Source organism: Shewanella sp. 125m-1 (assembly GCF_052977065.1).
The window spans coordinates 1-17,171 of record NZ_JBRILT010000023.1 but is presented as its reverse complement, the minus strand read 5'-3'; the positions used below and the strand labels follow the sequence as shown (position 1 = coordinate 17,171).

The window sequence follows — 17,171 nt, the reverse complement described above, 5'->3', positions numbered from 1 at the left end:
AAATTGATGCAATATTCATATTGGTCACTCGCGATCTTAATATTCCAAACCAACCACACTTTAGAGCAGTTGTAGGCATTAGCATAAAAAAACCGACATGAAGTCGGCTTTCTAATCAATAAATTACCTGGTTCTAGCTTTTTAAGATCGCTAACTCTTTAAGATCTCAAGTGGTAGCGCTAGCATTTCATCACCACTACCAGCAAAGTACCAGATAATACCAATCAAGGCGCCTACGGTTGCTAGGTACCAAACCGTTGAAAAGATCTGGCCATATCTATCTAATGGCAGTAAATGACTCTGATGACGGGTTTTCCATTCAAACACAATTTCAGCACTACCGATAAGCAATAGAAAACCCAGTAATGCTAGGCCTAATGAATAGCTGATATACACACCAACCGCAGCGCCAAGAATACAGGCCACTAATCCCATTTTGCTGTTCATTGAAAAGCTAATGCTTTTCAGGATATGACCGCCATCAAGCGGCAAAATCGGCAGTAGGTTAAATAGGTTTAACAAGGCGTTAAACGTGGCTAAACCAGCAAAGAAGATATTGCCAGTTACCCAGTAGGCGACGAGAGAGGCTAGCGACATAAATAGGCCAAAGGTTGGACCCATGATAGAGATCACTACATCTTGCCAGCGGGTATTAATTTTCTCATCACTTAAAGCTAAGCCGCCCATAAAGGGAATTAAGTAGATGCCTTTGGTTTTCATACCAAAGTATTTCATCGCCCTGATATGGCCATACTCGTGAAAGACTAAACAGGCGATAAGGGCTAAAGCAAATTGGAATGAAAATAACCAAGAGTAAGCCGCGACACTGGCACCTGCCAATAGCACCTTAATCACCTTGGCACTCTTGAGTAGCTTAAAGCCCAGCGAGGCAAGACCAACGACACTGAATTGTCGCTTTTCAGGGATCGGTGTCGTGGGAGTTTGGCGTTCAATGTCTTTGGTGGTGCGCTGACCTGTGGTCATGACTTCATCATCTTTGAGCAAGCGATAATCAATGACAAAGGGTTGCCATTGTAAGTCTGTCTCTAAGGTGATTTTGATTGTCTGCAATGGTATCGGCTCGCCATCAATAGCGGGGACAAGGGCTGGATCTTGAATCGACAATTCAAAATTATGGCTCTTTAGTCCTTCATTATCTGGGCTGGCTTGAATAACAGAGACTAGAGTGTCTCCCCAAAACAGTTGCTGCCATCCCGCAAGTGAGCCTTCTAGGCGTAGCGGTTTTCCAAGGCAGTCGATTTTCAATAATTCCACGTCATGTCTCAAAGGAGAAAAGTGGCTTAATTATGCCGTGGATTTGTAGCTTAAGGAAAGTCGAAAGCGCTCGAACTTTCCTGAGTAGGTAATAATTAACCGCTAATGACTGTAATCGAAGCTTATTTCCTGGTTTTTGTTGCTTATATGGCAAGGCCCATGTTCTCTTTGAGTCCGTTGAAAGGCGTTACCGATATGTAGCTCTACATTGGAAAAGATATGTTTAAGCACATCGATGCGATAATGCTTGTAATAGTTTTCAACTTCAAGGTTTAGGCTGTCATACTCGAGTTCTTCCTGTGCTCTAACCACTATTATTCGGCGCTTTTCATCTAGCATCACTGTCACTTGCTCAACCATCATGGCGTCATCTTGCCACTCTACTTTTGGCGGCAGTTTTCTGAGTTGCGCCTCAATATTCAGTGCAGCGACCACCATGGATTTAATGCTTTTATCTAATTGTTTGAGTTGCTGCTTTAAATCCGTTAACGCCATGGCGCAATAGACTTCAGTTTTTGTATCTGCCGTCGCGCCCAGCGCTACCGCCTTGATGCCTTTATTCGCCTCGGCTTTGCCGCCAACAAGATCGCCGCGACGAGCATTTGCATCACTAACGATCAGTTGCTGTTGAGTGCGAGTATGACTGTGTAAAAGTTGTTTGGTGACGAGGATATTGCCCTGAGCTTCAAGCTGAGAGTATTGTACAAATTGGGCACTAATTTGTCCTTTGGCTATTAAGGTGGTCGACAAACTTAAGTCTTTTAATTGGCGACCAATCACGCCTTTACTCACCGTGATATCGCCTTCAGCATGTAAGCTGGCAGAGTCTACAAAGCCCATAACGGTTATGTCGCCACTGCTCTTGACCACCATGCCTTCACCGACATCGCCTGTGATCAGCACACTGCCTTTAAAGTCCACATGGCCATAGCTTACATCGACGTTCTTTATTTGTAATACGTCATCGACCTGCATTCCCGACTTGGTTTCCACCGGCTGTCCTGCAACACTGGCAATAAGTTGATTGGGGTTTTGCTTGCTCAATTCTGTACCTTGAGCAGGAGTGAGCTTAAAATCTTTTCCTGGTTTAGCAATGAGCTTTTCACCATATACGTTATAGCCATTAGTACCTTGAGTTGCGGGGGTCTTTTCAATCAGCAAGCTACCGGGTTTGACCATAATAACCGCGCCAAGATTACGCATATCTACGCTGCCATCACTATTCTCTTGTGGTTGCAGTAGTCGCTCTCTGGCAAGGGAGACTTTTCGCTCTAAACTAGCGCGAATACCATTCACTGCCGCTCGACCATTGGCAATGACGCTTGTGCATGTGGAGCCTGGAGAGAGGTGTGCAAACTCAGTTAATAATGCATCGATTTTGGGCTTGCTTAGGCCCATACTAATTCGTTGTAGCTTGAGGTTTTGGAGTATATCTCTGATATCAAGGTTTTTGCCGCCGTAGGCTGCGGTCAATGTCATGCTGGCGTGCATTTTGTCGTCAGAGACGTCAAAGCTTATCGTTGCATCACGTCTATCGGCAATCTCGAAAAACTGCTCAACGTCACCGCCCTCTTGGTGGTGTAGCTGATTGACTTTTATGACGGCTTGGGTGATTTGTGCCTGTAATGGACATAGGTAAGAAAAGTCTGGCAACGCTAATAATTGCAGCAGATCATTTTCTGTAATCGGCCCATGGTTATTCGGGACGATTTTTAATTCGGCTTTGTGCTTGTCTTGGCTTAACTCAATGAGTTCTGGGTGTAGCATAAAAATCCCCATCGTTATTATTTTTTTCAGAGATTGCTATGGGAGTAGTAACATATTACAAGCTGGTTAAAAAGCGCCACAGACAAATATTGTGAATCAAATAATTAAGCAGATATTACAAGCCTAGTGAGTGATCGGTTACTGCACTAGGCTCTGAGGGGGATTGATGCTGATTTATGGTTTGATGTTGGAGTAAATCTTGTATTTGTTATTTTCAGCGTTAACGTTCACTGAACCGAAGATTTCCGCAATGATATCTGAATATGGCAGATGGCGATTAGCCACAATATGGAATAATCCGCCAGACTTTAGTTTTTTTGTGCTGTCTTTAACAAAGTTGATGACAATGCTGGTGGTACTCGCTAAACCATCATGAAACGGCGGGTTGGAGATAATGCCGTCATAGTGGCTAGCCGTTTGTGCGAGTCCGTCAGATGCGAAAACATTAGCCTTAAAACCATTGGCTTGTAGGGTAAGTTCGCAAGAAGCGAGTGCCATCGCATTGATATCAACACACTCTAGTGTAAGCTCTGGCTGAACCTTGAGTAATGCTGCTGCAATCACGCCCGCACCGCAGCCAAAATCGAGTACCTTGCCACGCATCTTAGGTAGATTTTCCAACAAAAGCTGCGTGCCTTCATCGAGTTTTTTCTCGCTAAAGACGCCCACTAGATTACAAATAGTAATCTGCCCTTGAGGGGTGTCTAGCTGATATTGGCTCTGCCAATCTTTGAGCTTAATTTCGGGAGCTTGGCCATTGAGCTCACTTAAAAATAAGATGCAGTGACGTGCGTTGTCGGCTTTAAATGGCTTATCAAAGTAGCCTGGTAACTGTTTTGGCAGTGACTTAATGCCACCTTTATTTTCTCCGACAACGATAAGTTGCCCTTGAGGTTTAAGGTGTTTTGCCGCCAGATTAAATAGATATGGTGCTAACGCTTTGGCTTTTGGGAAGTACACGATAACCGTATCGAAATGATCATCATTAGGCAGTTGATGGCCAAAATGCAGGGTTAGATCTGCCGTTGCATAAGGCTGCATAATCAAGTGGTGATGATAATCTAATGCTAATCCGCATACGCTGCTGGCTGTATTTAATAGTTCTTTGGCTAGATGATCGCCTTCATAGTTGATCACCAATACAGATTGGTCTTTGACTAGATCACAGTTTCTGAGAAGGACTTGCGAAGCATTGGTAAGCATGAGTATTCAAGGTCAGGTGTAATTGCTGGCAATTATACCCCAACCGCTTTCGAATGCGAATTAGATGCTCTTAATGGGTGTTGAGTGTGGGGGGATAGTGGCTGTTGAGTGGGCTGAGCAGAGCATAAAAAAGGCCGCTAAACTTGTCATAGCGGCCTTTATACTGGTGGCTTTGCTGTTGAGCCTTGAGGCTATTTAATCTTTGGCAGTAAGCTCATCATCTTTTCGGCAATATCGGTATTATCTTGATTACCTTTAAACAGATCGGCCGCGGGCCCTGCGGCAAACACTTGCACATCACCACCTGTGTGTCCGCTCGTGGTCCAGCCGGTAAAGCTGCGAGTGTCGATAAGCTGTTTTAAGCTGGTTTCCAGTGCGGCTTTTCCTTGCATACGCGCATTACTCAGCTGCTGCAGTTCGTCTTGTGTGACTTCAAAACCTAGTTTTTGCTGAACCCATGTTTGCCAATCATCCAGAGCGATAGCTTGCTCGGCGATAGTAGCGGGACTTGCTTGCACGCCCTGAAGCAAGCCAGTATCCCAAGCATATTCGCCATTGGCACCGATAGACAGCCCACCAGTGTTGTGATCCGCTGTGACGACCATCAAGGTGTTAGGGTTCGCGCGGACAAACTGCTCAACCACTTCGATGGCGTTAGCAAAACCGTGCATCTCACCCATAGCGGTAGCGATATCATTGTTATGCCCCGCCCAGTCAATCAGGCTGCCTTCAACGAGTAGCACAAACCCTTTTTCATTTTGCGATAGCAGATCTAAGGCTTTTTGGGTCAGCAGACTTAACTGAGTTGAATCTTGCTGATCGATAACCCATGGCAGTTGCACTTCAGCAAATAAGCCTAAGGCTTTGCCTTGCGTCAGCGTGTCGAGTTGACTGAGCGTATCAATATGCTGATAGCCTTTAGCTTTAAACTGGTCGAGTAAAGGTGCAGGGAAATACTTTTGCCCACCGCCTAAAATGACATCAGCCTCAGAGGTTAAATAGCTCTTGGCGATTTCATCATAGTTACGGCGGCTTTCATTGTGAGCTAAAAATGCCGCTGGGGTGGCATGATTGACTTGAGAGGTCACTGCGACACCCGTTGCCATACCCCGCTTTTTAGCCATCTGCATGATAGTGGTTAGCGGGTGTTTATTCACATCGACGGAAATCGCACCGTTATAGCTCTTAACGCCAGTGGCAAGCGCTGTCGCTGATGCGGCTGAATCGGTAACGTAGCCACTTTGTCTTGCTGGGTAGGTGGATGCCATGCCGACAAGTAATCGATCAAAAACGGTTTGCTCTATCTCTTCGGTGTCAGGATTATCTTGGTAGTAGCGATAGGCACTGGTGTACGCCGGTCCCATGCCATCACCGACCATAATAATCATATTTTTTGGTCGTGATGGTGTTTTATGGATATCGACATTAGCCGATGTGTATAGAGGCAACAACACGAGGGCACTAATGGCCCAAGTGAGTGTTTTTGTTAAGTTCATGCCGGATCCTTTGGCTAAGCTAACTTATTAATGCGTGCTTCGATTGCGTCCATCAACATGCCTGTGATATCGACATCAAATGCCGCTTCGATCTCTTTAATACAGGTCGGGCTGGTAACGTTAATTTCGGTAAGCTTGTCACCAATGACATCGAGACCGACAAAGATAAGACCCCGCTTCTTTAGCTCTGGGCCAATAGTGCGGGCGATATGCCAATCTGATTCCGATAAGGGTTGTGCCACTCCTCGGCCACCTGCTGCTAGGTTACCGCGGGTTTCGCCCTTTTGCGGAATACGCGCTAACGAATAAGGAACAGGCTCACCATCAACCACTAAGATGCGTTTATCGCCAGCAGTAATATCAGGAATAAAGGCCTGTGCCATAGCGTACTGTTGACCTTCGCTGGTTAAGGTTTCGATGATAACGCCCAGGTTTGGATCATCTTTTTTTACTCTAAAAATAGAGCTACCGCCCATACCGTCAAGAGGCTTAAGAATGATGTCGCCCTTTGCTTGATGAAAAGCGCGGATACGCTGCTCTGAGCGGGTCACAATGGTTTCTGGAGTGAACTCAGAGAACCAGGCCGTAAATAGCTTTTCGTTTGCATCACGCAGACTCTGTGGTTTGTTAACGATCAGCACACCTTGCTCTTCGGCGCGCTCAAGCATATAAGTCGAGTAAACGAATTCAGTATCGAATGGTGGATCTTTGCGCATTAATATCACGTCTAGATCGGCAAGCGGTGTATCGATAGCATCTTCAAGCTGGTACCACTGCTGGGGATCGTTTTTTACGGTCAAGGCGCTCATGGTTGCCATTGCTTGGCCGTTTACCATGGCAAGATCTTTCATCTCCATGTAGAAAAGCTGATAACCACGAGATTGCGCCGCCATTAACATGGCAAAGCTAGAGTCTTTCTTAATGTTGATCTCGCTGATGGGATCCATCACGATGCCGAGTTTAATCATGGAGCTTTTTCCTTCTCTTATATTCGTTACAACGATAAACGTGGGGGCAAAGCTGCCCGTTTTCTAGCGTTTAACTGATAAACTTCTCTACTGAATGGTATGCCATATAGGCTTCAGCTTTAGGCGCTAACCTAGCTAAGCCTGTTGGAATTAACCAATATCACCGAATTTTAGCTGTAACGCACTGATTGTAGTGAGGGCTGCAGTTTCTGTTCGTAGCACCCGTGGGCCAAGCAACACATCGGTAAACTGATGTTCTTCGGTCATCGCGATTTCAGGAGCGGACAAGCCACCTTCTGGACCGATAACGAGCCTGACTCTGTTGTTAGGCAAAGAGAGGCCATTAACGCCATGTGAGGCGCGCGGGTGTAGATTGAGTTTGACGGCATCTGATGGCTCAGCGCACCAATCGCTAAGCTGCATAGCCGGGCGAATAACTGGTACAACACTGCGGCCTGACTGCTCACAAGCACTGACAACAATCTTTTGCCACTGCTGAATTTTTTTCTCTAAACGTTCACCGCTAAGTTTTACGCCGCAGCGCTCTGAAAACAGCGGTGTAATCGTGTTAACGCCAAGCTCAACAGACTTTTGAATGGTAAAGTCCATTCTATCGCCGCGTGAAATGACCTGACCTAAATGTAAGTGCAGCGGCGACTCACTGTTATTGGCTTCGCATGACAGTACTTTTACTTCGACGTTTTTCTTACTGGCGCTGATAATTTCGGCTAAGTAGTCATTACCATCGCCATTAAAAAGGCTAACTTGCTCGCCAACAGACATTCTTAGGACGCGGCCAACGTGACCTGCAGCTTCATCATCTAAAGCAACTGCCTGGCCGATGACTAGCGATGATTCTTGATAAATTCTTGGCACTCTCATGGTTTTACTAGCCTTATTCTGCGTATGTTTGCGAGTCTTTTAAACGCTGACATTGAGCTTGTACAAACTCATTGTGATTGCCTTGAACTTTGGCAATCTCTGTATCGCGTCGACACTCAATAGTATCAACTGGATAGGTTTTATCCCATGCTTTAAATAACTTTAATTGGCTCTTGGATATTTTCAATGAGTAAGTTTTCTGCATATATAGATAAGTTCGCGCAATTTGACCACGAGTGTGGGTGGGTGGCTGAACTTTTCGGCCTTTAAAGTCGACACTCACTTGGCATTGACCGTATTGTGTCGGCTTGGCGTTCCACTGGCTAAATCGAAAGTTACTGCGATCGCCGTTAACCTCACCAATGGCTGGCACTAGATTGTGTAGATCGGCTTCCATTTTTTTAAACAGTTTGTCTTTACGGCCACAGTTTTTACGTCCGCCTTCTTGCCAGCAAAGGCGCTGATGGCCAAATTCCCAGGCGGCAACAACGTGTTCCCATTCGATGCGTGAGGCACGCTTTTCCTGTTTTCTGACTTCATAGCCACAGCGGGCAAAGTCGGTGGTCCACTTTTTGCCTTTGACTTCAATGTCACAGCCACAATAGAAACTGGTTTGGGGTAAGTTTTTAAGATAAATACTTCTGGCCATTTTTTTTGCTTGATTAAAGCTTTTTGGGTGGGCAGGTGAAGCCTGAGTTGTTTGAGGTAACAGCCACATAAGGCCGAGCGCTACGGTGAGCACTTTAATAAATGACATCTAAAAGGGTCCCTAAAATTTACGCTAAAACGAATCGTTTGTTCGCTGGCGGGGGATTGTAAGTGAGCCGCCGTTTTGTCGCAATATGAGTAATGCAAAGCGATGGTGCTGCTGACTTTTAATATGGTGGGTATCGTTGCGCCAACCCACGCTTAGTCAGAGCTTATTGGCCGAGTATCGATTCTGAGTTGTGAATTTTAGGTTTAGCTTTTTTGGGGGGCGCTAATGTTTACTTTGGCTGCAATGCGTCACCACACTTACGGCAACGGTATTGAGTTTGGCCGCGAATAACCTTGTTATGACGGCGAATGCTAAGATCAACAGGGCCACATTGGCAGCGATATGCAAAGGTTTTACCTTCAACACAGCGAGTATCAAAGCTGTGGGTTGTGCGTGGCACCCGAGTATAAACATGCTGCATCACATGTTGCCATTCAACCCCATGGGGCTTTACTCGGCCATATAGTTGGTAAGCGAGCAGGTGGCTTACCTCATGGGGCACCACATCATCTAAAAAAGCTTGTAAGTTATCGTTAAGCAGCTTTGGGTTAAAACGTAACTTATTTAATTGTAGATGGGCGGTGCCAGCGCTCTTACCACGCAGAGCAAAATTGATCTCAGGTCTTGGAAACTGCTTGTCGAGTTTGTTTTCAGCAATTTGATAGCAATGTTCTACTTGCTGCGCGATTTGCTGCTGCAGTGGATCGGTAAATGCCATGACTGGGTAGCTTGTCAGTTTTGGCCTAGTACTTAGCAAGGACTTGAATGGGTTAAGCGCTTTGAACATTAAGCCTAATTGCTCCGTTAGAGTCGCAGTACTGTGAAAAGTACTGTAAAAAAATACTGGGGCTCAAAAAAGTGTGAGCCCCAGTATTTTAACCTAGGCTGGCAGTGCAGACCAGCATAACGGTGCTAGCCCTCCAGCATCATAAGGGCGGCATTGAGCTACTCGAGCTAGAGACTGTTTGCCGCCGCCACAACCATCTCTCTGACTTGATTAACTATCTGTGATTCAGTTTTGACATCATAAGCGGAAATGCGCGGAGTATGAATATGGCCAACAGGTATGCTGCTGTTAAATTGCTTTTGCAGCAAAATAGCGCGGTATGAGATCTCGTTTGATAAGTAGCCGCCACCTGAACCTTCAACTGACTGAGCAGCTTGTAGTTGCGCCAATGAGCTAGCTTCGAATTCACCACGTTCTAATGTCGATACTGTGTGATTATCGTTGACTTCCCATGGACCTTTTACGGTTTGCATCGCGGCAATCGGTAATGAAAACTCGACAAATTCAGGGCCATTGAGTGTGCCACCATTAAACAGCGGTGCGATTGGAGCTAGCTTAGTGGCGCCAGTGAGTACATTAAGATTATCTGGCGCTGCAGCGCTGCGATTACGACCTGGAAAGCGCTCGATATCAAAATCATCACGGCCCATACTAACGGTAAAGATCATATCAAGGTTGTTGTCGCGATAAAAAGGCGTGAGCAGTGATTCAATCATGCCGTTATCGAAATCGGCAAAGCGAACTGGGATCATAACGGTTTCCACTTGGGCTTGTTTACCGTCGATTTTAAAGCGGTAGCCGTCAAGTGCTAGGGCGGCAAGTCCTGAAGGATTACTTTGATCAATATTGCGATCTAAAAAGAATGGGTCAAAGCCTGTTAGTAAGATCTTAATCTGAGCATCATCTTTGAATTCGATATCACTAAAACCACGAGACGACTTTTCAACCGCTTCAAGTAAAATATTCCGTTGCCAACTGACAATATTAAAGTTGGGTTTTTGTGTCTTCAAAAGCGCACGCATTGCTAAGCGATTCCAATATAAAGAGCGATCATCTAAATGGCCTGACTGTACATCCCGCACAGCTTGTTGCCATAATCTTAGTCCCTGGTGAGCGACCATTTGAGTGATTTTTAACTCATCAGAATGACGGCCATATTTCTCGTCTAGATTGCTAATAAATGCTTGGTAGCGGCTAACAACTTCAGGCATGGCTTGAGTTGCTGTTGGCAAACGATTTTCTTCAACATCCAGCTTTGCAAAAGCGGGTTGAATTAAGGTTACAGAGGTGAGCGCGCTAGCAAATATTGCTGTGCTGAGAGTGGTCATTGCCAAGTCCTTTCTTATTATGACCGCGACCATATTTTCCCTATTTTTCACGTTACCGGGTAAGTTGCGGTTTTACATTGTTTTTCGAGTTCTGTGGCGCTCAGTATGCACCACAATAAACGGCATTGAAAGTAGTGTGCTCGGATACTGATTTTAGTAGTTAATTCTGTTTGTTAACGGCTTGCAACCCCTTTGTTTGCCGCGTTTTTCTCAGGCTCAGTCATGATTCTCGTAGCGCTAAAATTTCTTGTCTTACGGCTCTTACCTTCAATTTCATAACTATACTCTATTGGCTATTTGGCTATTTGGCTATTTGGCTATGACGACTTGGTAAGGGACTTGGGAAAAGTTTAGAGGATTGGTTGGCACAAAAAAGGTTAGCAACAAATGAGCATTAAACATTTGATAACCCCTTTTTCGTGTGCAAGGAGATGTAAGTCGAGGGAACAGATGATGAAATATGTTAGCGTGATAGGGCATCAGTATGATGAGCATCTGTGTGAGCAGCTAAAGAGGAAAGGGGTATATGTAGACTTTTATAATGCAGGCGATCTAAAAAACGTCAACTCAGATTGCCATTTATTACTGCTAGATCTAAGAGGGGAGGAGAATACCTGTTGGGCTAAGAAAGTGATAAAACTGTGCCATAAAGCGACATTGGTTATCATGCTTATCGAGCGCCGACAGCTTAAGTCCACCTATTCCCTAAAGCTAATTAGTCAGTATGCCTGGGATTACCATACCGCTCCGTTTGAAATGGATAGATTACTTAGATTGATTGGTCATGCGTTAGGCCTGATTCGCATTCGTCAGCAATGCGAAAGTGATCCGCAGCCTAAGCATTGCGATGACGTTAAGACAGTAACGAACTCACAAACGATGCAGGCTCTCAGTAAGCAGGTTATTAGGGCTGCCCCAACAAATATTCCTATTCTTATCCGTGGTGAAAGTGGCACAGGAAAAGAGCTGATAGCTAAAAAAATTCATCAACAGTCAACACGCTCAGCAGGTGCATTTATTGCGGTCAACTGTGGTTCCTTAAGTTCAGGGGTGGTGCAATCAGAGCTGTTTGGCCATGAAAAGGGTTCGTTTACCGGCGCTGTGAGCTGTCATAAGGGGAAGATCTCGCAGGCTGATGGGGGCACATTATTTTTAGATGAGATAGGGGATCTCCCAATAGAGCAGCAAGTGAACTTACTGCGATTTTTACAAGAGGGCACGTTTGATACGGTTGGTGGATGTAAGCCACAAGCTGCCGACGTACGCATCCTTGCGGCAACTCATATTGATCTTGAAGCTGCTATTGAGCGTGGGGAGTTCCGTTTAGATCTGTTTTATCGCCTTAATGGGATCACATTGGAGTTACCCCCTTTGCGCGAACGTAAAGAGGATATCATTCCATTGGCGGATTATTTTTGTGATCAATACGCTGATGAATTTAATACAGGTGTGTGCTGTTTCAGTGAGCAAGCTAAAAGTGCAATGTTAGCGTATGAATGGATTGGTAATGTACGAGAACTGATTAATAAAATTCGTCGCGCAGTTATTTTATGTGAAAACGGTATTATCCAAAATTCAGATTTAGAGCTCGAAGACACACTGGTGAACCCAGTCCTTACTCAAGGCTTAAAAACCATAAAAGATGTGGTTGAGAAACATGCCGTGTTGACGGCCATTCAGCGCTATAACGGCAAAATGGACAGTGTTGCTCAAGAGCTGAAAATCTCTAGAGCGACGCTATATAGACTTATCGATAAACATGAGATCAGTTCTCTAGAGTCGTGATCTCAATAATGAGATCATAGGCCTCACTTACGATTTCTACTATATCAACCACTTAGTGTCCCTCTGTCTTATTTCTGAGACAACTACTTGATGTCATATTGTTAACTTGTTGAAACGATTTGTTTTAATAAGGTGGCTCGATGCTTGCTCATACCCTTGCACGGTTTTAGTGAACTATCGGGTGTTGAATAATGAAATTAAGCAGTATTCAAGGAGGAGTATTTCTTTGCCTAGCAGGCTTTGCATCTGTTGCCTGGTCGAACGGTGGCAATACCACTCTCATTCAACATGTTGATAATAGCACTACAGTCGGCACAAAATCTTTCAGCAATAACAGTGGTCGTATTGCAATTAACCAAGCTGCAGGTGGCAGCAACCTTCAAACCAATAGCCATGCTATTGGCGATCGAGTCGTCATATTGTCAGATCAAAAAAATCCCTACCTATCGTTAGCTGAACCCTCTAATGGACAAAACCTCTCATATATTGAAGCACTGGCTTTTGAAAATGCACAAGGTCTTATTAGCGTTAATCAGGTGAGTGGGCAGGGGAATATTCAAGCTAATCTTGGCGCAATTGCTTTGCAGTCCGTGATTGGCTTGGGATTAGATGATAGTGCACTGGATAACATTGCTAGCCCTACCGTTTTGCCACTTGATCATAAGGATTCAAACCTTAGCGTTATTGCTCCGAATAGTTTTGAAAATGCTCAAGGAATTGTACAAATCAATCAAATTTCTGGTGATGGAAACAGCGCCATAAATCAGTTCTCGCTGCAGTTACCTAGTGGGAACTAAGTTACTTAAATGGAGATATGAAAATGGAAATGAAAAAATTAACCCTAGTAATGTGTATCGCTGCTGCAATAAGCGGTAATGCCTTTGCTAACGGCAATGACGATTCAAGTTCTAATTCTGAATCGAATAGTAGTGTCGAACTGAATAAGAAAGTCAGCGTAGAGAAAGATGTTACGTTTAAAGGCGGCGCCCTAGTTCTTGGCGTAATTAAAGTCGACGCTCTAGGTATGGCTGTGGTCGACAACGTACAGACTACAGGTGGCAACTTGACTGGCAATTCTTATGTTGATAACTCAGCTTCAGTCTCAGGTTCTGCCTTTAATAATGCTAGCGGTAATATTGGAGTGAACCAGGCGGCTGGTGATTTTAATATTCAAGGTAATTCAGCTGCACTCGCATCAATTGATGCCAGCTTTGCCTTTGGTTCTGGTGATGCTGAGATCTTCAGTACTCAGCGTGGATCATTTAACGGCACCATGAACTATGCATCGACAAATAGTGCATCGATTGGCGATGGAGCTTTCCAAGGCGCCTCAGGTAATGTGGGGGTAAATATTGCGTCAGGTGGTAATAACGTACAGGCCAATAATATGGCTGCATCAGCTCATAAGGGTAGCTTAGGTGAAGCGAGTGTCTCTAACTCACAGGTGTCTGCTCATAACGGAGTGAAAAATCAGAGCGTGGTGCAAAATACAGTTGATTCAGTTGCGGTGAATTTGACGATGGATGCTACTGGTACCTATACAGGTACGTCTGAGCAAAATGCAGCCTACTATCCTGAAATTTGGCAGGACAATGATGGTGCGCATAACACGCCTGGGGCATCTATATGGGGCCATATGGATATGGATAATCAAAACCCGACTGGAGCTGATGGCCTAAGCTTTGATGAAAGTGGCGACATGACACTGGCAGGTACCGTAAGTGGTCAGTTGCCTATTTATATTGAAACAGTGACTCAAAAAACTACCAATACAGCCTCGCTTAGTGACAGTGCCTTCCAGAATGCGTCGGGTAACATTGGCGTTAACATGGCCTCTGGTAACGGTAATTTACAGTCTAATAACTTATCACTAACCAGCATGACAGGAGGAGCGATCGTTTCTGAAAATCCATAAATCTTCATTTTGGTATCCACAGTAGCCTGAGTTGTTTTCAGGCTACTGCTACAAGGATGTGCTATGAACAAATATCTGCTTATCTTTTGTATTACTTGGTTTTCACCGAGTTTATTTGCAGCCGAAATCATGTTGACAGGCATGATCCCTGGAATGGGAAATTACAGTAAAAATATCCAAAGTATCAGAGAGCGAAAATTTGAATTTGTAGTGCAGCAAAGAACGGACTTTTCCTGCGGCGCCGCAAGTCTGGCCAGCATTCTTAAGTTCGGTTATGGCAAAGATGAAATAACCGAAGAGCATGTTTTATTAGAGATGTTAAAAGTGTCCGATATGGAGGTTGTTGAGCAACAAGGGTTCTCCTTGTTAGATATGAAGCGATATTTAACGACACAAAACATGCGTGGACGCGGTTACCGGGTTGGAGTGAAAGAGCTGCAACAACTAAAAATTCCCGCAATCGTGCTGTTAAACGATGGTGGCTATAGCCACTTTGTCGTGATGAGAAGGTTTACCGATAACCAGGTGTATCTTGGTGATCCAGCTCTTGGTAATCGAATATTAGAATATGACGAATTTATTGAAAAGTGGAATGGAATTGTGTTTGTCGTTATCGGCAATGAATACATTAAAGACAATCCATTGCTTCAACCACGGGCTCGGTTGACCTACAACACGCTTGGCCCTTTGCAACCGTTATCGGATGCCGAGCTATTAGAGTTTGGTTTTGAGTATGCGGACATGCTCTAGGAGGCAAAATGCGATTTTGCTTAGTGACAGGGATCTTATTAGCTAATTCAGTTTTTGCATCTGACACCCCTTTAGAAGTTTTTGAGGGGAAATCGCCACTGTTGGATCAAGAGTTAGCGGAATTAAGAGGTAAATATACACAAAATGGCCAAGACTTTTATTTTGGCCTGCACATGCAAACACACTATATCAACGAGCAAGGAGTGACGCAGCAAGTACAAATGCAGGTTGAAATGTCCAATGCTAGCAGTGGTCCAGCAATGCGAATTACTGTAGCTGATGCCGTTTCCTCAACGGGTGATAGCCTTGACTTGTCTGCAAGTGGTCAGCAAACGGGTTTACAACAGCGGATCCAAATCTCTGGTGACTTTAATCAGGTCAATAACCAACTGGACTTTGAGCCTGGAAGCCTAAATCCACTTGCTAATGGTGTAGAGATCGTTATAGGCCAAAGTTTAGTGAGCAGCAGTGGTAACGTTGTGTACTCGACTGCTGACGGTCAATTGGGTTATCAGGTCGATATGGCGTCAGCCTCATTTGGGCAAGGCGTTTCTTCTCAGGGCGGTAATGGGCAGTTATTGCAGTCGATTACGGTTAACGGCGCGTTTCATCAAATTTCTAACCGTTCGTTAATTCGATATCAAGGAATCGATCTTGGCGTTAAAGAACGTCAGATATTGGGACAGCAGGTACGCGATATTATTGGGATTGGTCTATAGTTTTTGAAAGCATAATAAAGGATGACAAAAATGGATTTTAAATGGACTAAAGTGGCGTTACTTGTTTCCATTTCTTGCCTGCATTTTTCTAGCTTCGGGGCTGATGGCCCTAAAGCCGCGATGACCGAAGCTGAAGAGCTACAGTTGCTAAAAAAGCAACTTATTTTGCTAAATCAGCAATTACAGATGCAGCAAAAAGCCATCAACCACATGGCACAGAAAGTGTTATCCAAAGAGGCTGCATTGACGCAAGTTGGGGGCGGGGCGAATAGTGAGCAGGTTGCTAATCAGCCTCAACAGCAATCTAAAGCATCAGTAGAGCGCCCACCTCAACAAACTGCACAAATTGCCAGCTCTCAAGCGGTAGCTAGCTCTTCAGTAAAAAAGGAGCCTGAACGCTCTCGTAGTACCGAAGATGTACTGCAAGAAGCCCACAACGTGTTTGACCGTAAACTCACCATCGAACCTTCTTTGACTTACAGTTATTACGGTCGTAAAGATCTAATTTTGCGTGGCTTTTTAGCATTGGATGCTATTTTCTTGGGCAACCTAAATCTAGACCGAATTCGTTCTAATACGGTTCAGCTCGATCTCACTACGCGTTACACGCTAAATGATAGTTGGCAGTTTGAAATGGCGATGCCATTTGTGTACCGCCTGAATAAGTATGAGTCAGTGGGCGAAGGTAACTCAAGTCAGCTTTATGAATCTGCCGATGTCGAAGGCGGGCAAATTGGCGATATGAGCGTCGCTGCTTATTATCGGATTATGACCGAAGGGGATGGGTGGCCAGATTGGGTGTGGAATGTCAGGGTTCGCATGCCTACAGGCACAGATCCTTTTGGCATAAACCTAGAATCGTCGGAGTCGGGAAACCTGACTTATCCGGATCAAATTGCTACAGGTACAGGGGCCTGGGGAATTTCGACAGGTTTTAGTTTGGCTAAAACTTATGATCCTGCGATTGTATTTTTTAACCTCAATTACGGTACCTTCTTACCTGAAGAGTATGGCGATCTTTCGGGGCTACCTGGTATGTCACCGGGAGATATCGATCTGGGTGATTACATCGATTACAGCTTAGGCTTAGCGTTTGCTGTGTCAGAAAGAATGAGTATTGGTATGAGCTTTAACCAGCGCTTTTTTACTAAGACTCAGCAAAGGCCTCTTGGTGGTGAATGGCAAGATATTGCTAGAACCGACACCAATACAGCGAATTTAGGTTTAGGGGCAACACTGGCTTTAACAGAAAACTTCTCAATGGTGACCAGCATTGGTGCGGGATTGACTGAAGACTCACCGGATTATCAAATTAGTTTACGCTTCCCTTATCGTTTTTAAGCTCGGTATCTAAGCTCGACACATATGCAAGAGCATAAGCTGGTGGCTCTTGATGCGATAGATACGGCTTTCGGTTGCGGCTATCTAAGATGATGTTAGTGGCCAGTTGAGGCCAGTTGAGGCTAGCTCAATTACATCATCATAGATTGTAGTGATTCTTGGCTAGTAAAGCGCTTATGTTATAAAAGAGGTCTAAAA

Annotated in this window: 15 protein-coding genes; 6 read left to right on the top strand and 9 right to left on the bottom strand. The window is 44.7% G+C overall.

The features are described from left to right. Nucleotides 1–150 precede the first annotated feature (150 nt). The 9 genes from ACVBIK_RS11685 to ACVBIK_RS11645 form a co-directional block, all read right to left on the bottom strand. Nucleotides 151–1,275, bottom strand: coding sequence for a site-2 protease family protein (locus ACVBIK_RS11685; RefSeq protein ID WP_447161521.1), 1,125 nt, complete (start codon nt 1,273–1,275; stop codon nt 151–153). Between the two features lie 102 nt (nt 1,276–1,377). Next, the gene (locus ACVBIK_RS11680; RefSeq protein WP_447169737.1) at nt 1,378–3,042 is read right to left on the bottom strand and encodes a DUF342 domain-containing protein; all 1,665 of its coding nucleotides are present in this window, start codon (nt 3,040–3,042) and stop codon (nt 1,378–1,380) included. A gap of 174 nt (nt 3,043–3,216) precedes the next feature. After that, on the bottom strand, nt 3,217–4,245 hold the full coding sequence (locus tag ACVBIK_RS11675) for a methyltransferase (RefSeq protein ID WP_447169736.1): 1,029 nt from the start codon (nt 4,243–4,245) through the stop codon (nt 3,217–3,219). 191 nt (nt 4,246–4,436) lie between these two features. Next, entirely contained in the window at nt 4,437–5,741 is a 1,305-nt protein-coding gene (locus ACVBIK_RS11670) for an alkaline phosphatase (RefSeq protein WP_447164267.1), read from the bottom strand. 14 nt (nt 5,742–5,755) lie between these two features. Further along, nucleotides 5,756–6,709: a glutathione synthase gene (gshB, locus tag ACVBIK_RS11665; RefSeq protein WP_447169735.1), complete on the bottom strand. Its 954-nt coding sequence runs from the start codon at nt 6,707–6,709 to the stop codon at nt 5,756–5,758. Nucleotides 6,710–6,859: 150 nt separating this feature from the next. Continuing rightward, a complete protein-coding gene (gene rsmE, locus ACVBIK_RS11660) occupies nt 6,860–7,591 on the bottom strand; it encodes a 16S rRNA (uracil(1498)-N(3))-methyltransferase (RefSeq protein WP_447161526.1) in 732 nt (243 codons plus the stop codon). Between the two features lie 13 nt (nt 7,592–7,604). Next, nucleotides 7,605–8,309: an endonuclease gene (locus tag ACVBIK_RS11655; protein ID WP_447169763.1), complete on the bottom strand. Its 705-nt coding sequence runs from the start codon at nt 8,307–8,309 to the stop codon at nt 7,605–7,607. A 268-nt stretch (nt 8,310–8,577) separates the two neighbouring features. Further along, nucleotides 8,578–9,135: a SprT family zinc-dependent metalloprotease gene (locus tag ACVBIK_RS11650; protein ID WP_447169734.1), complete on the bottom strand. Its 558-nt coding sequence runs from the start codon at nt 9,133–9,135 to the stop codon at nt 8,578–8,580. A 167-nt stretch (nt 9,136–9,302) separates the two neighbouring features. Beyond that, nucleotides 9,303–10,463 (bottom strand): hypothetical protein, encoded by a 1,161-nt coding sequence (locus ACVBIK_RS11645; protein ID WP_447169733.1) that lies wholly within the window; start codon nt 10,461–10,463, stop codon nt 9,303–9,305. Nucleotides 10,464–10,916: 453 nt separating this feature from the next. Between ACVBIK_RS11645 and ACVBIK_RS11640 the strand changes: the two genes are divergently transcribed. The 6 genes from ACVBIK_RS11640 (at nt 10,917) to ACVBIK_RS11615 (ending at nt 16,973) form a co-directional block, all read left to right on the top strand. After that, on the top strand, nt 10,917–12,248 hold the full coding sequence (locus tag ACVBIK_RS11640) for a sigma 54-interacting transcriptional regulator (protein WP_447169732.1): 1,332 nt from the start codon (nt 10,917–10,919) through the stop codon (nt 12,246–12,248). 191 nt (nt 12,249–12,439) lie between these two features. Beyond that, the gene (locus ACVBIK_RS11635; protein ID WP_447161530.1) at nt 12,440–13,045 is read left to right on the top strand and encodes a hypothetical protein; all 606 of its coding nucleotides are present in this window, start codon (nt 12,440–12,442) and stop codon (nt 13,043–13,045) included. A gap of 23 nt (nt 13,046–13,068) precedes the next feature. Then, nucleotides 13,069–14,163, top strand: a complete 1,095-nt coding sequence (locus ACVBIK_RS11630) for a hypothetical protein (protein WP_447161531.1) — start codon at nt 13,069–13,071, stop codon at nt 14,161–14,163. 63 nt (nt 14,164–14,226) lie between these two features. Continuing rightward, complete coding sequence (locus tag ACVBIK_RS11625; RefSeq protein ID WP_447169731.1) at nt 14,227–14,913, top strand: C39 family peptidase; 687 nt, start codon at nt 14,227–14,229, stop codon at nt 14,911–14,913. Nucleotides 14,914–14,921: 8 nt separating this feature from the next. Continuing rightward, complete coding sequence (locus ACVBIK_RS11620; protein WP_447169730.1) at nt 14,922–15,632, top strand: hypothetical protein; 711 nt, start codon at nt 14,922–14,924, stop codon at nt 15,630–15,632. Nucleotides 15,633–15,662: 30 nt separating this feature from the next. Next, complete coding sequence (locus tag ACVBIK_RS11615; protein WP_447164274.1) at nt 15,663–16,973, top strand: transporter; 1,311 nt, start codon at nt 15,663–15,665, stop codon at nt 16,971–16,973. Nucleotides 16,974–17,171: the final 198 nt, after the last annotated feature.